We start from the raw sequence: 13,443 nt of genomic DNA, 5'->3' as shown, positions 1-13,443 counted from the left end.
GCGGGGTGGCCTACCGCCACGTGCGGAGGTGCGCCGAGGGTGCCAGGATAGTGACGTTGTGTAGTTGCCTGCGGTCCGATGCCGGTGAACGCTCCCCGTCGGCCGCGGGTCCCGACGTCGAGAAGAGGGTGCTCCGTATGGACAGGTCCGGGCTGATCGAGGCGGTCGGGCGCAGGACGGCGGATGACGGCGAGCTGTCGCCCGAACGGATCGGCCGGGTCGTCGACGCCCTGTTCGGCACCGTCGCCGAGGCAGGTGCGATCGCCGAGGCGATCAGGACGGGCGGAGCGGTCACCCTGGTGGGATTCGGCAGCTTCCACCACGCCGACGGCGGGGCGAGCCTGCGCCCGGGCATGGCACTCAACGAGTTCGTCAACGACCAGGTCTGACGAGCGGGGCAGCGGACGGATGGCCGTCATGACGCTGCGCGCCACGGGGCGCGCCGAGGCGGAGGACGTATGGCTGCGCTACGTCACGCCGGCGCGCTGGCCGAGCTGGTCGCCACAGATCAGAGCGGTCCGCGTGGCCGGGGAACGCCTGACGCCGGGCCTGCGGGGTGAGGTCGTCTCGCTGTTCGGCGTGACGGCGCCGTTCGTCGTCGAGTCCGTCGACGAGGAACGGTGGGAGTGGGTGTGGCGGGTACGGATCGGCCCCGTCGGTCTGCGGCTGCGCCACCAGGTGTGCCGTCGGCCGGGAGGTTCGTCCACGAGCCTCGTCGTCGAGGGCCCGGCGGTCGCTCTGGCGGCGTACGCGGCTCCGGCGCGGTGGGCTCTGGCCCGGTTGGTCCGGGGCTGATGCGGACCGTACGCTCCTGCGCGTCCGCCAGGGATCCCGGCCTCGGCAGTGGGGGGACGGGGCTGCGGGCAGGAGACGTGGAGACCGCCACCGGGGGCAGGATGGGTGCATGGCGACCAGCCTCGGTGCCTTCGTTCTCGGCACACCCGATCCGCCCGCACTGGCCGATTTCTACCGGGCCCTGCTGGGGTGGCAGGAGGTGGACCGTGAGCCCTCGTGGGTCCGGCTGCGGGCTCCGGAACACGAGCGTCCCGGCCGCTTCCAGCTGGAACCGGACCACACTCCCCCGGTATGGCCTCAGCGCCCGGGCGGACAGCAGATGCAGGCGCATCTGGACGTGCTGGTGGACGACCTCGACGCGGAAACCGAACGGGCCTGTGCCCTGGGCGCCACGCTCGAGGAACACCAGCCCCGGAAAGGCGTCCGGGTCCTGCACGACCCTCACGGTCACCCGTTCTGCCTTTTCGTCCCCGGGGCCTGAGCACCGGCCGCCTTACGGGCCTGAGGCCGCGGTCGAGCGCACAGCTCCTGTGCCACTTCGCCGGCGGTCGATTCCCGGAATGTCCCAGCGGCGTGAATGAACCGGATGGGGAATCACTGTGAATCACTGTGCCGACGGGCCGCCGAATGACCGGCGGCAGGAGTTACCGCCTTTCCTGCGTGCGGGGTACGAAATGCTCCTCGCACTCCGCGATTCTCGTCACCCGGCCGAATCCGGCAAGCGAGGTCGCTGTCGGAGAGGAGACCCCGTAGGGCACGCCGCCTCAGTGGTGGCCGTGCGCCGTGTCGGAGGCACCGCCGAAGAGCCGTGCGACTGCACGGAAGGGAAGGGTGACCACGGTGGCGATGGCTCCACCGATGGAGCGAAGGACATCCGCGATTGCCTTGAGCATGAGAGGGTCTCCTTCTTTTTCGTTGCCACAGCGCCTCCGATGGCGCCGCGATCAGGTTCTTCGGCCTCGTACCCGGTGAAGTCGGGTGGAAACTCCGCTCCCTTTGTCACCGACGACGCGCCCGCACGGCGCGTTGCGCGCTATTCCCGAAATCGCGAGCGGTTTCCCCGTCCAGCGGCCCCCGCGCGGATGCCACACCCGGAGTGCCGCACGCGCTTGCCTTGCGACGCTCCCTTCCAGCACGCCGACTCGGAAATTGCGTCACCGTTTCGCCCGGTCGACACTTGAACGGGGAGATCGCCAGGGTTACCGACCGAGGATGTGCGCACACCATGCCCAGCTCCGAAAGCGCCGGTCACGAGGACAGCGGATCGAACAGCAACGACTCGAACAGCGATGAGATCGAACGGTCGCACGACCGCAGTCCCGACAGAGGCCCGTCGGACGTCTTTCTCGATGTTCCCGCTCTCCACGTGGACGAACTCGATCTGGAGGTCGACGACCTCCAGGCCCACGTCTCCCTGCAGGCGGAGGTGCTGGACCTGCTCAAGCTGAACGTCGGCGCCGATGTACGGCTGGGACACGTGAAGCTGGACATCGAGGGCGTGGACGTGCAGGCACAGCTCAGAGTGCGGCTGCACAACATCGCCGTGGTCGTCACCCGGCTACTCACCACGGTGGACCGCAATCCCCAGGTGCTGGAGCAGTTGACGCGCGGCATGGGCACGGCGCTGGAAGACATCGCCTCCGGCACCGGGAGGGCCGTGGGAGAGCTGGGCCAGGGGGCCGGTGCGGCGGTGAGCGATGTCGGACGCGGGGCCGGGACGGCAGCCGAGGCCGTCGGCGAGGAGACGGGCGCAGCGGTGGGGAGCGTGGGTGCCGCAGCCGGGGACGTGACCGGCAAGGGCGTGGAAGCCGTCGGCGACGCTGCCGTGGATGCGGATGCCGGGGACGCCGTCCGGGGCGCCCAGGACGGGACGGAGCAGGAGGCCCAGGACGGGACGGAGCCGGACGGCGGGGAGGACGAACGCCCGCCCGCCAGTCGTTCGCACCGGGTACCCGGGCGCCGCGCGAAGTCCAGCGGTGCCGAACACGCCGACGCATCCGACAAGCCCCGCCCGGGTGCAGGGACGAAGGCCGGAACCACCGCTGCGGCCAGAAGGCCGGCCCCCGCCAAGAAGAAGGCGGCGAGGAAGCGGGCCTCCGCCAAGCCCGCCGCGAGGAAGGCCGCGGCCACGGCAGCGCGGTCGGACGGCAAGGCCGCCAGGAGTGCCGCGGGCCGTCCTCGCCGCCGCACCTGACTCACTCGGGCACATCGGCCCGCGGCGTGGACGACGCGGAGCCGCGCTCGTCCCGGCGCCGGGCCACGCGAATGCCTGTTGCCGCCGCCAGGCCCCAGGGATGCTCATCGGGCACGGCGGGCACACGACACAGCATGATGACGCTCCATCAGGTCGGGCGACGGGACACAACGGGCGTACCGCCACGGCGACGTGTGCGGTCGGGTGCCTGCACCCCGTCGGACGCACATGACCGGGCACGATCTGCTTCCCAGGGCCTTTGGAGGCATCGGGAACACAGCTACGATCGATCACGGGAGAAGGCCCGGCCCACACCGACGGGACGCGTCGAAGTGGGCCGCCCAGGCGTCGACGGCTGTCCGAGCGGACCTCGCCGGTGCCGGCCGCACCGGTACGTCCGACTAGAGCGACAACACCATGCGTGACCTGGCAGAACGCGGCCACCAGCCCGGTCAAGAAGGCTAGGAGAGAAGCTGTGTTCTATTACGTCCTGAAGTACGTCGTGCTGGGTCCCTTGCTGCGGCTGACCTTCCGGCCGCGCATCGAGGGGCTGGAACACATCCCCGACGACGGTGCGGCCATCGTCGCGGGCAACCACCTGTCCTTCTCCGACCACTTCCTCATGCCCGCGATCCTCAAGCGCCGCATCACGTTCCTCGCGAAGGCCGAGTACTTCACCGGCCCCGGCATCAAGGGGAAGCTGACGGCGGCCTTCTTCCACAGCATCGGCCAGATCCCCGTGGACCGTTCGGGCAAGGAAGCAGGGCAGGCTGCCATCCGCGAGGGCCTGGGAGTGCTGAGCAAGGGCGAGTTGCTCGGCATCTATCCGGAGGGCACGCGGTCCCACGACGGACGGCTCTACAAGGGCAAGGTCGGCGTCGCGGTGATGGCGATCAAGGCCGGAGTCCCGGTCATCCCCTGCGCGATGGTCGGCACCTTCGAGATCCAGCCGCCCGGACAGAAGATGCCCAAGGTCAGGCGCGTCGCGATCCGCTTCGGCGAGCCGCTCGACTTCTCCCGCTACGCGGGACTGGAGGACCAGAAGGCCGCGATCCGGGCGGTCACCGACGAGATCATGTACGCCATCCTCGGTCTCTCCGGACAGGAGTACGTCGACGAGTACGCGGCCAAGGCGAAAGCGGCCCAGGCGCCCGACCAGCCCAAGAAGTTCCAGCGTCGGTCACGCTGAGCAGGGGATCTGCTGACAGCCGCACCCGGTACCGCGTTCAGCCACGCGGTACCCGTAGCGAATCGGATAGATGGCCGCGGAGCGCTCCGGCGCTCTCACCGGGTCGCCTGGTCCCGCCGCGTGATACCCGACCGGCTGGTCGACGGTGTCACCGTGCGCGGCAACGAGCCGACGGCCCGGCCCACCTCGTTGGCGGGGTGGGCTTCGACAGCCGGGCGGCGGACGGCGGGCACGGCAGTCGCCGAGCGGTCCGATTGCGGGTGGCTGGTGGCTGTTGGCACGAGACATCCCTACGGGACAGTCGGCCCGGGCGCCGGTCTGTTCTTGTTCCGGCCGTTTCCTCCGGGGGCCCGTTCAGTCGGGGAAGCGATCCTTCGCGCCTTCCTTGGTCGCTCGGGCCTTCCCCCGTGCCTCCAGTGCGGCACCCTTGGCGGCAGTGGTGTTCTTGCCCATCGCGTGCGCCAGCTTCCTCACGGCCTTCCCGAGAACCTGCTCGGTCGTGGCCTTGGCCTTCTCCCCGGCACTCATGTCGGCCCTTTCGTCGATGCTCCAAGATGCGCGCCTCCCCCGTTGTTGGGGTAGACACGTGCTTCGATTGCCGAGAGTCCCTGGCCTGGTGGCGAAGCGGTGACCGGTGGACCGGCGCTTCCCGCTCGACAACGATCCGGATATCCGTCGTGCCGCGAGCCGGGCACCGTCCTTCTTCCGCGCGTAAGGGCCCAGTTGCGCGCCGCCTCGGTGCATACAACCGGTCGCGGTCCAACCACCCTTCATCCTCAGCCACAGGTCTCTGATGCCGCACGGCGGCCGGTCACTGCGAAGGTTCCCGGTAAAATTATCTATAGGCCCCATACTAAATCTTTCGAATATAATTCGAATATCAATGCGGATGTCTCGCTTCGTTCACCGCAGGCGGCCATCAATCCGGAGATCGTCGTCGACTCCGGCATTTCGATCACGGACTTGGCCGCGCGGTGCGGAGTGGGTCCGGAGAGCGTGGCCCCTTGTCGGCGACGAGAAGCTGCCCCACGAGGAGGACGAATGGGAAAGAGCGGCAGCCGATCCGGTAGCTGAGGCGGACCGCCGTTTGAGCGAAGGAGCATGTGATGAGTAGAGCCGTGGTGGGCTTGACGGCCGGAATGGCGCTGGGTTTCGCCGCGTACTTCGGTGACTTCTGGGCTTTCCTGCTCGTGCTGGGGCTCGGTGTCGTCGGCCTGGTGGTCGGGAGGTTGATGGAGGGCGATTACGGGCCGGGTGACTTCGTCCACCGCCGAGACCGACAGGAGCGGATCCGCGACGACCGCCGACGGACGCGGGGAGACTGGCGGTCCTGACCGGTAAGACAGGCGACAGCATCGTCCGTCCGGGGCCAACTGCTCGGGCATCACCGCATGGCGTGGCGTACGGGGCGGGCGTAGCGTCGGCGGGGGGCGAGGTACAGCGCGTGAGGATCTGCGTGCACCAATCCGATATTGCCGGGAGGGTCGCGGCATGTGACGGGGTATCCGCAACACCATTGGACTGATCTTGGCAGTCATCGGCGCTGCCGCGGCGCTCTGGGCGCCTTTCCGAAGTTGGTACAGCGGCCGGCCAGGTGAAGACTTCCGGGTCGGGGAACTCTTCACCGGAGCCGGCGTGACGGACTCGGGCGCGGGACTGTTCGCGTCCATGTTCCTGCCCCTCCTCGTCGCTGCGGTCCTCACCCTTCTCGGCGTGGTGTTCCGATCGAAGCTGCTGGTCCTTGTCGCCGGAATCATCACCCTCGGGTTCGCCATCCTCTGGATGGTCCGGCAGGGGCAGGCACAGGGCGGCCTCACTGTCACCGGGGAGAGCAACCGCCTGGGCATCGGAATAGGGCTGGCCCTGCTCGGCGGTGTCCTCATGCTGATCGGATCGGCCATCGTGGGGGGGGGGGGGGGGGGGGGGGGGGGGGGGGGGGGGGGGGGGCGCGAACCCCGGGCTGTTAGTAAGGAGCGTCACGTGCGACAGGAACGTGACGCGATGTACGACGAGGACCGGGAGCGCCGCGGCGTCGAGACGGACCGCCCCTATGGCATGGCCGCCCGGGACCAGGGCACACCGGACGCAACTGGGCGGGACAACCCCGAGGACTCGGGGCCCGCCTGCACCCCTTCTGCCGGACACACCTCACCTGATAGCGGCACGCCCCGACGGTTTACCCAGAAGCCGCAGCAGCAGGCATCGGCGCCGCGCGGCCGGCCGGTCCCGGCCAGAGGGGCGGACAATGGGGTCGGCGGACACGGGGATCGCGACCGCACCCAGTACGAGCAGGACGACGGTGGCGGTGGCTCCCACGCCGCGGACGAGAGTCGTCCGGGCCGAGGGCACACGCACCGCGGTGACCAGCACTGAGCATCCCGACACCGTGTGGTCCACTCCGAGGCCGACTAGCCCTCCGGTCCAGCCCCACACCCCCTCCCCACCCATGTTGACCAGGGCACTTCCCCAGCCATGCCAAGCCGTGCGCGCATAGCCCGGATGCGCAGTGGACGACCTGGAGGATGCGGTCAACCACCCCCCTCCAGCAGAGCGTCGGCGTGCTGCAGAGGGCCGCGTCCCGTGTGACCACGCCCCACCTCGACCACCACGGGTGAGAGCGCGCAGCCGTCGACCGGAGCACCCATGCGCGAGTAGTGACATGTCGGGCGGGCGTTCGTTTCCAAAGCATGAGTACATCTGCTGCCCCGACGGCGACATGCACTGGGTTCGCATCTTTTGTTCCGGAACGTAGTCCTGACGGAGCGAGAAGCGTCCCCGGCCCCAGAGCTGCGGAGTCCTGCCCTGACGTGCGACCGTATACGGCTTACTCCGCAGCAAGCCAAAAAAGAGCAGAGGCTCCGTTGTACGAGGGATTACTCAGGGTTTGGGCTGCTCGTGGACGCACGCTCCCTGGTCTTCCAGATCCGGAATGGCACCGACTGGCGTCCTATCAGCGCCACCAGGAGGACACGGAACGGACATTGCGGATGCTCCGACTGCAGAAGAGCCTGCCCATCGGATGATGTGGCGGCCGAAAAAGTCGCCGTTACGCAAACGAGGGCAGTTGATGTGAAGTCCGGCGAGTTGGTTTGGGGAGACGGTGGCAGTATCTCGACCGGTCACCGGAACGTACAGAGACTCGCGCTTCTCCGGGAATGCGCGAGCAAGGCGCAGAGCGCACCTGCGGGGGGTGTCAGGAAGCAAACCGAATAGGTTTTTGGCATTGCGTGATGGTCCGTTGATCCACTTCGGAGGTTCAGGACGGACGTCGGATCCGTAGCGGAACCGTTGCACGACGCGACGAAGGGGGCGGAGGAAAGTCGATACGCTCCCTTTTGGCTTCGCGGCGTCGACAGGCCCGAACTGTCACAAACGGGGGATGATTCATCATGGGCAGCACACCTTCTGCCAACCTTTTCAAGCCGCTCCAGGAGGGTGACCCGGTAGTTGTGGGCGGGTACCGCCTGGTCGCCGTGCTCGGCGTCGGTGGTATGGGGAAGGTGTATCTCTCGTACACGCCGGGCGGCCGTCCACTCGCGCTCAAGGTGATCCGGCCGGAGTTCAGTGAGGACCCCGAGTTCCGGCGGCGGTTCAAACAGGAGGTCCACGCCGCACAGAGGGTGCAAGGTCTCTACACGGCTCCGGTCATCGACTCCGACACCGACGGCGCCCAGCCATGGCTCGCCACCGCCTACGTGCCGGGCCCCTCTCTCGCGCACGCCGTGGCCCAGCACGGTGGACTGCCTGTGCGGAGCGTGCTGTTGCTGACCGTGGGGGTCGCCGAAGCGCTTCACGTGATCCATGGCGCGGGCATCGTCCACCGCGATCTGAAGCCCGCCAACGTGCTCCTGGCCGCCGATGGTCCTCGCGTGATCGACTTCGGTATCGCCCGTGCGGCTGACGCCACCGCGTTGACCGGCACCGGCGTGAGCGTGGGCACCCCGGCGTTCATGGCGCCCGAACAGGCGTCGGCCGGTACGGTGACCCCCGCCACCGACGTCTTCGCCCTCGGGCAGATCGCGGCCTTCGCGGCAATCGGCTCTCCCGCCTACGGCGACGGGTCCTCGCACGCGGTGCTCTACAGGATCGTCCACGAGGATCCCGACCTCAGCCAACTGCCCGCAGAACTGGTGCCGCTGGTGACCCGCTGCCTCACCCGCGACCCGGCCGGCAGGCCGAGTCTGGCCGAGATCATCGAGCTCTGCCACGCGCTGTCGCCCATCGCGCTCCGACAGGGCGAGGACTGGCTGCCGCAGGCGGTCGCCGGATCGATCACCGAGCGGCTGCGACTGCCCGAACCCGCGAGGACCCCGCCGCCACAGCCGGCCGTCGCGCCGACGCCGACCGAGTTCTCTCCGCCGGGAGCGCCGTACGCACCATCCGGGCCCCCCATGTCCTCGGCGCCGACGCAGAGCGCGCCGGGAGTCCCGAGGCCGGTGCCGCCGCCGGGACACCCGATGCCCCCCAGGCAGGGCCACCCCACCCCGGCGCCCGGCTACCCGACGCACTCCTCGCCCGCGCCGGGCTATCACACACCGCCCCCCGTCATCCACGCTCCCCACCCGCCCTCGGCGCGCCAGAAGCGGAAGCGGACCGGACTGATCGTGGCCGCGTCGGTCGTGGGCGTAGTCGTCGTCCTGGGAGTCGTCGGCTCTCTGCTGTCGGACGGGGACGGCAAGGACAAGAAGATTGGGGCCAACTCCCCGAGCAGTGCGCGCAGTAGTGGCTCGAGCGGCGGTGGGACCTCGGGTGGGGGCCGGCACAGGGCGGACCCGAAGCCGGTCTCGTACAAGGGTGTCGACCTGACGGAGGGCTACAAGATCATGCTCGCCGACAGCCCGCCCCGCCCGGCCGAGAGCGAGGACGCCGCCTACGACGACGGAGATCTCTACTTCGGCGTCGTGCGCTTCTTGGATGAGGCGTCGATCGGAACCGCCAACGGGAAGCTCATCCTGCTGAACAATACGCAGAAGGGTTCCCTGGAGACCTGCCGCACGGAGACGCGTTACGCCGAGAAGGTCAACCTCGACCAGCTCAGCAACGGCTCGGAGTTCTGCGTGCTCAGCGACGCCGGCCATGTCGCAGTGGCGACGTACCGCGGCAGGTCGGGCGAGAACGACCCCGGCTCGTACGTCACCATCGACCTGCAAATCTGGCGCAACGCCGAGGAAGCCAAAGGCAACTAGGCCCACACACTCGTCCGGCAGCGGAGAGAGCACCTGACCTGTAACGACGAGTTGTTCAGGCGCAGCCCCTCCGCCCACCCGGTCGGAAGCGGTTGGAGACGTCTTCGAGAGGGGCTGAGCTGTACTGAACGCCATCCGGGCCGAGCAGGTGGTGCGGGCATGCGGGCTGACGGGCGTCACGTACTTCCCCCGGCCGGCAGGTGGGCGCCTGCACGCCGACACGGCCCGCTTCCTGTCCTACGTGGGTCTGCCTTCGAACAAGTTCTTCTCCCCCAGGCTCGACCTCGACGACGCAGATCGCCTCACGTGCCGGCCGTCCCTTCAAGTGGCCTTTGAGGAAGACGGAGCAACTTGCCCTCCCGAGGCAGAAGCCTGGGAAATTCTCGGCGAGTTCCAGTACGCGACCGTGGCTCTGGACCCCGCGACCGGACACGTCCACTCCTTCGGCGAGGGCGAAGAGTCCTACGCCCCCATGCACAGTGACGTCTCCTGCCTCGTCCACGCAGTCATCGCACTCGAAGCGGGCCTCACCGAACTCAAGGCCATCGCGCCTGACGATGAGCACGCACGCGAACAGGCGGTCGCCCGGCTACGAGAGCGCGTGAGCGCAGGCGACAACCTCCCGTTCGCCACCGAGGACGGCGAATGGACCAGACTCTTCGAGGAAATCGGCTTCGGCATGTGGGGCTGAGCGCTGCGGGTCGATCCGGTCTGCCGACACGATCCGGCGTGTCCGCTGCGCGTCATCGACGCGTACCGCGTCCAGCGCCCGCAGCCCCGCAGACACTGGCCTGCCCTCAGCTCAAGGTGGTCGAGGTGCCGGTGCGCAGGGCGTCCGCTTGCTCGTAGTCCAGCGCACCGGCCACGCGCAGGACGGGACCGGTGGAAGCATCGCGGCGGGAAACAGTCAGAGGGCGCTTCATGACTTCTTCCCTGCCCGGCCCTGAAGAGGGCCGCCGGGAAGGACGCCGAGTGCGAGGAGGGCGGTGTCGTCGTCGAGGCCGTCACCGAAGCTGCGGAGCAGCCCGGTCAGGGCGGTGACCACTTCCTGCGGTGCGGCGGGAGCATGGGCTGCGGCGAAGGCGTACAGGGCGTCCTCGCCATACAGTTGCTTGCGTGTGGGGCCTGTACGAGCCTCGGTGAGGCCGTCGGTGTACAGCAGCAGTGTGTCACCGGGGGCAAGGGTGGTCTGCGTCGTGCTGAACGGAGCTGTGGGAAGGGCGCCGACGAGCAGCCCGCCGGGAGTGCGCAGGAACTCCGCCCGGCCGTCGGAGCGCAGGACCAGGGCCGGCGGATGCCCGCCGGAAGCCAGGCGAAGGGTGGCACAGCCGCCCTCGAGGCCGGGCTCGACAATGCCGAAGATGACGGTGCAGTAGCGGGGATCACCTTCCGCGCCGTACCGCCCGTGCAGGACCGTGTTCAGCGTGGTCAGGGCCGAGGTGGGCTCGGGATCGTGATGAGCGGCGGCGCGCAAGGTGTAGCGGGTCAGGGAGGTCAGGGAAGCGGCTTGAGGGCCTTTGCCGCACACGTCACCCAGAAAGAACGCCCACCGTGTGTCGTCGAGGGGGAACAGGTCATAGAAGTCGCCGCCGAGCTGGTCGGCAGATGCGGTGTGGTAGTGCACAGCGGTTTCGAGCCCTGGCACTACGGGCAACGAGGCCGGTACGAGGGACTGCTGGAGCACGGCAAGTGCGTCAGCAAGCCGTTTCCGGTCGGCCTCAGCCTGCAGCCTGGCCTCCTCTGCCTCTCGTCGCGCCCTGTCGGCCTCGGCATGTGCCTGTTGTGCCTCCTGGCTGCGGCGCAGGAGCTCCTCCTCGTAGGCGCGGCGGTCGGAGGCGTCGAAGACCGTGGTCCGGATCAGCAGCGGCTCGCCTTCGCTGCCGTACTTGATCTGTGACGAGACCAGAACGGGCAGCCTTCTGCCGCCGGAGACCTTCAGTTCCAGAGCGATGCCGCTCAGCTCGCCCTGCATACGCAGCAGGGGTGCGAAATGGGTTTCGTGATACAGCCTCCCGCCGACCGTGAGCAGGTCGGTGAATCGCATGCGCCCCACCACGGCCTCCCGTTCCAGGCCTAGCCAGCCCAGCAGCCTGGCGTTGGCCTTGGCGATGGTGCCGTCCATCAGGGTGGAGAGGTATCCGCAGGGAGCCGCCTCGTACAACTCTTCGGCACTGTCCTCCAGGAGCGCGGTGAACGCCGCGTCCGCCCCCGTGTCGTTCCCGGTCCCGGAAGGCTCTGCCTCCTCCCCCGTGCGGCACATCACCGGCGGCCTGCCAGGAAGCCGAGGATCGCCTGCGCGGTGGCTTCCGGAGCGCTCAGTTGCGGGCAGTGCCCGGTGGCATCCAACGTGACCAGCCGGGAGGAGGGGATTGCGGCCTGTACATAGGCGCCGACCTCCCGGGGCGCGATGGCGTCCTGCGCGCACTCCAGCACCAGCGTCGGCACGCTCACACCCGTCAGGTCCTTACGGCTGTCGGACAGGAACGTGGTGCGGGCGAAGACACGGGCGATGTCCGGATCGGTGGCGCAGAAGCTGTTGGTCAGTTCCAGCCCCAACTCGGGCCGCTCCGGATTTCCCATGATCACGGGTGCCATGACGGACGACCACCCCAGATAGTTCGACTCGAGTGACGTGAGCAACTCGTCGATGTCCTCGGCGCTGAAACCGCCGCGGTAGCCCTCGTCATCGATGTAGCAGGGCGACGGCGCCACCATCACCAACGCCCCGATCCGCTCCGGGACAGTCTGCGCGGCCAGGACTCCGATCATGGCACTGACCGAATGCCCCACGAACACGGCCCGCTCAAGGTCCAGCTCCTCGAAGACATCCACCACATCCTGGGCATAGCCCTGAAGCGAGGAATACCGCTCATGGTCCCAGGCCGACAGATCCGAACGCCCGGAACCGACGTAGTCGAACAGCACCACCCGGTACTGCCGCGCCAGCGTCGGAACTATGAGGCGCCACATGTTTTGATCACAGCCGAACCCGTGCGCAAGCACCACCACCGGCCCGTCGGACGGACCGGTCACGGTGATGTTGTTTCTGCTGCGAATGTCCATGTCAGCCATCCTCCCATCACGACCCCACACAACTGGGAGGGCGGCTCAAGATCCTCACACTCCGTGCATGGCAGATCTCCCGGCAGACACCACCTCGATGCGCATGGCTTCCGCGAATTCCGGAATCACGCCGGATTTGCTCAGAACCATGGGGCAAGCGTAAGGCGGGGTCTTCTGGTCGTGCCGCGCGTTCTGGTCCGGCGGAATGGCTTCGTTGTCGCGATCGCCGAATCTGAACGGAGGCCTTGCACGGCCGTGCCCCGAGAAGCGGTCCGGGTGGCGGCAGCCGCTCTCCAGGATCTCCGTCCGGTGATCTCGCCATCGCGGCTTCTCGTAAGGACGAGGCGGTCTTGATTCCTTGTCCCGGCGCCGCATACCGCACCGAAACCACCGATCAGCGGGACCACCACGGCCCGGCCCGACAGGGCAGGGAACCTGTCCTTTTCCTCCTTTCTTCCTTCGCAGCCCGGGATGCCTCCCTGAAGGACTCGACACCGGTTGTACGAGGAAACTGTCAGTCCACCGGCATCGCTGTTGCGTCGGCGCGCCGGTATTCGGCGTTGATCCGCTGCGCTTCCTCGAGCTGGTCCTCGAGGATGACGATGCGGCAGGCGGCCTCGATGGGCGTGCCCTGATCGACGAGTTCGCGGGCACGGGCCGCGATGCGCAGCTGGTAGCGGGAGTAGCGGCGGTGGCCGCCCGCGGAGCGCAGTGGGGTGATGAGGCGGGCTTCGCCGATGGCGCGGAGGAAGCCCTGGGTGGTGTTGAGCATGGCGGCGGCCCGGCCCATGGTGTAGGCCGGGTAGTCGTCGTCGTCGAGACGTCCGAAGGAGTCGTCCGCTGTCACTTGCACCTCTCTGTGGAACGCGTGGAGGGGCCTTGGTGCCGTACGGCACCAAGGCCCCGAAGGAACTGCTACACCATCTGCCGGCCCTGTGACTGCGCCGACCCTCTGTTTCCGCCTGCCCGGCCGTAATGGCGCCGGTCTTGCGGGGATCGCGGTTGCTCGACCGGAG

Annotated in this window: 15 protein-coding genes; 9 read left to right on the top strand and 6 right to left on the bottom strand. The window is 68.4% G+C overall.

Translation table 11 applies throughout. From position 1 onward, the window contains the following. Positions 1-137: 137 nt before the first annotated feature. The 3 genes from OG206_RS28300 (at position 138) to OG206_RS28290 (ending at position 1,276) form a co-directional block, all read left to right on the top strand. Positions 138-389, top strand: coding sequence for a DNA-binding protein (locus tag OG206_RS28300; RefSeq protein ID WP_327121007.1), 252 nt, complete (start codon positions 138-140; stop codon positions 387-389). Positions 390-417: 28 nt separating this feature from the next. After that, complete coding sequence (locus tag OG206_RS28295) at positions 418-795, top strand: polyketide cyclase/dehydrase (protein WP_327121005.1); 378 nt, start codon at positions 418-420, stop codon at positions 793-795. Between the two features lie 109 nt (positions 796-904). Continuing rightward, positions 905-1,276, top strand: coding sequence for a VOC family protein (locus tag OG206_RS28290; RefSeq protein ID WP_327121003.1), 372 nt, complete (start codon positions 905-907; stop codon positions 1,274-1,276). A gap of 283 nt (positions 1,277-1,559) precedes the next feature. On the opposite strand, the gene OG206_RS28285 is transcribed toward OG206_RS28290, so the two are convergent. Beyond that, positions 1,560-1,688, bottom strand: a complete 129-nt coding sequence (locus OG206_RS28285) for an LPFR motif small protein (RefSeq protein ID WP_267883626.1) — start codon at positions 1,686-1,688, stop codon at positions 1,560-1,562. 332 nt (positions 1,689-2,020) lie between these two features. Here OG206_RS28285 and OG206_RS28280 point away from each other — a divergent pair, with 332 nt between their 5' ends. Beyond that, on the top strand, positions 2,021-2,989 hold the full coding sequence (locus tag OG206_RS28280; protein WP_327120999.1) for a hypothetical protein: 969 nt from the start codon (positions 2,021-2,023) through the stop codon (positions 2,987-2,989). A 475-nt stretch (positions 2,990-3,464) separates the two neighbouring features. Then, entirely contained in the window at positions 3,465-4,178 is a 714-nt protein-coding gene (locus tag OG206_RS28275) for a lysophospholipid acyltransferase family protein (protein WP_327120997.1), read from the top strand. Positions 4,179-4,532: 354 nt separating this feature from the next. Here OG206_RS28275 and OG206_RS28270 read toward each other — a convergent pair whose 3' ends face one another. Then, the gene (locus tag OG206_RS28270) at positions 4,533-4,706 is read right to left on the bottom strand and encodes a hypothetical protein (RefSeq protein ID WP_327120995.1); all 174 of its coding nucleotides are present in this window, start codon (positions 4,704-4,706) and stop codon (positions 4,533-4,535) included. 578 nt (positions 4,707-5,284) lie between these two features. Between OG206_RS28270 and OG206_RS28265 the strand changes: the two genes are divergently transcribed. From OG206_RS28265 to OG206_RS28250, 4 genes are all read left to right on the top strand, one after another. After that, complete coding sequence (locus OG206_RS28265; protein ID WP_327120993.1) at positions 5,285-5,512, top strand: hypothetical protein; 228 nt, start codon at positions 5,285-5,287, stop codon at positions 5,510-5,512. Positions 5,513-6,158: 646 nt separating this feature from the next. Beyond that, a complete protein-coding gene (locus tag OG206_RS28260) occupies positions 6,159-6,551 on the top strand; it encodes a hypothetical protein (RefSeq protein WP_327120991.1) in 393 nt (130 codons plus the stop codon). 1,016 nt (positions 6,552-7,567) lie between these two features. Continuing rightward, the gene (locus OG206_RS28255; RefSeq protein WP_327120989.1) at positions 7,568-9,364 is read left to right on the top strand and encodes a serine/threonine protein kinase; all 1,797 of its coding nucleotides are present in this window, start codon (positions 7,568-7,570) and stop codon (positions 9,362-9,364) included. Positions 9,365-9,512: 148 nt separating this feature from the next. Further along, on the top strand, positions 9,513-10,055 hold the full coding sequence (locus OG206_RS28250) for an SUKH-4 family immunity protein (RefSeq protein WP_327120987.1): 543 nt from the start codon (positions 9,513-9,515) through the stop codon (positions 10,053-10,055). A 106-nt stretch (positions 10,056-10,161) separates the two neighbouring features. Here the strand turns inward: OG206_RS28250 and OG206_RS28245 are convergent, their stop codons facing one another. The 4 genes from OG206_RS28245 to OG206_RS28230 all read right to left on the bottom strand — a co-directional run bounded on the left by OG206_RS28245 (position 10,162) and on the right by OG206_RS28230 (position 13,274). Further along, positions 10,162-10,287, bottom strand: a complete 126-nt coding sequence (locus OG206_RS28245) for a hypothetical protein (RefSeq protein ID WP_327120985.1) — start codon at positions 10,285-10,287, stop codon at positions 10,162-10,164. Next, a complete protein-coding gene (locus OG206_RS28240) occupies positions 10,284-11,624 on the bottom strand; it encodes a PP2C family protein-serine/threonine phosphatase (protein ID WP_327120983.1) in 1,341 nt (446 codons plus the stop codon). The genes OG206_RS28245 and OG206_RS28240 overlap by 4 nt, the downstream gene beginning before the upstream one ends. Beyond that, a complete protein-coding gene (locus OG206_RS28235) occupies positions 11,624-12,427 on the bottom strand; it encodes an alpha/beta fold hydrolase (protein WP_327120981.1) in 804 nt (267 codons plus the stop codon). The genes OG206_RS28240 and OG206_RS28235 overlap by 1 nt, the downstream gene beginning before the upstream one ends. A gap of 514 nt (positions 12,428-12,941) precedes the next feature. Then, entirely contained in the window at positions 12,942-13,274 is a 333-nt protein-coding gene (locus OG206_RS28230) for a MerR family transcriptional regulator (RefSeq protein ID WP_327120979.1), read from the bottom strand. Positions 13,275-13,443: the final 169 nt, after the last annotated feature.

This window comes from Streptomyces sp. NBC_01341 (assembly GCF_035946055.1).
In the GTDB taxonomy this organism is placed as follows: Bacteria; Actinomycetota; Actinomycetes; order Streptomycetales; family Streptomycetaceae; genus Streptomyces.
The sequence above is the reverse complement of the archived record's forward strand: the minus strand, read 5'-3'. Positions and strand labels throughout refer to the sequence as shown.

What these genes read in the sequence shown, in the direction of transcription:
- OG206_RS28300 (WP_327121007.1), top strand. Translation starts at nt 138, where the DNA reads ATGGACAGGTCCGGGCTGATCGAGGCGGTCGGGCGCAGGACGGCGGAT.
- OG206_RS28295 (WP_327121005.1), top strand. Translation starts at nt 418, where the DNA reads ATGACGCTGCGCGCCACGGGGCGCGCCGAGGCGGAGGACGTATGGCTG.
- OG206_RS28290 (WP_327121003.1), top strand. Translation starts at nt 905, where the DNA reads ATGGCGACCAGCCTCGGTGCCTTCGTTCTCGGCACACCCGATCCGCCC.
- OG206_RS28285 (WP_267883626.1), bottom strand. Translation starts at nt 1,688, where the DNA reads ATGCTCAAGGCAATCGCGGATGTCCTTCGCTCCATCGGTGGAGCCATC.
- OG206_RS28280 (WP_327120999.1), top strand. Translation starts at nt 2,021, where the DNA reads ATGCCCAGCTCCGAAAGCGCCGGTCACGAGGACAGCGGATCGAACAGC.
- OG206_RS28270 (WP_327120995.1), bottom strand. Translation starts at nt 4,706, where the DNA reads ATGAGTGCCGGGGAGAAGGCCAAGGCCACGACCGAGCAGGTTCTCGGG.
- OG206_RS28265 (WP_327120993.1), top strand. Translation starts at nt 5,285, where the DNA reads ATGAGTAGAGCCGTGGTGGGCTTGACGGCCGGAATGGCGCTGGGTTTC.
- OG206_RS28255 (WP_327120989.1), top strand. Translation starts at nt 7,568, where the DNA reads ATGGGCAGCACACCTTCTGCCAACCTTTTCAAGCCGCTCCAGGAGGGT.
- OG206_RS28245 (WP_327120985.1), bottom strand. Translation starts at nt 10,287, where the DNA reads ATGAAGCGCCCTCTGACTGTTTCCCGCCGCGATGCTTCCACCGGTCCC.
- OG206_RS28240 (WP_327120983.1), bottom strand. Translation starts at nt 11,624, where the DNA reads ATGTGCCGCACGGGGGAGGAGGCAGAGCCTTCCGGGACCGGGAACGAC.
- OG206_RS28235 (WP_327120981.1), bottom strand. Translation starts at nt 12,427, where the DNA reads ATGGACATTCGCAGCAGAAACAACATCACCGTGACCGGTCCGTCCGAC.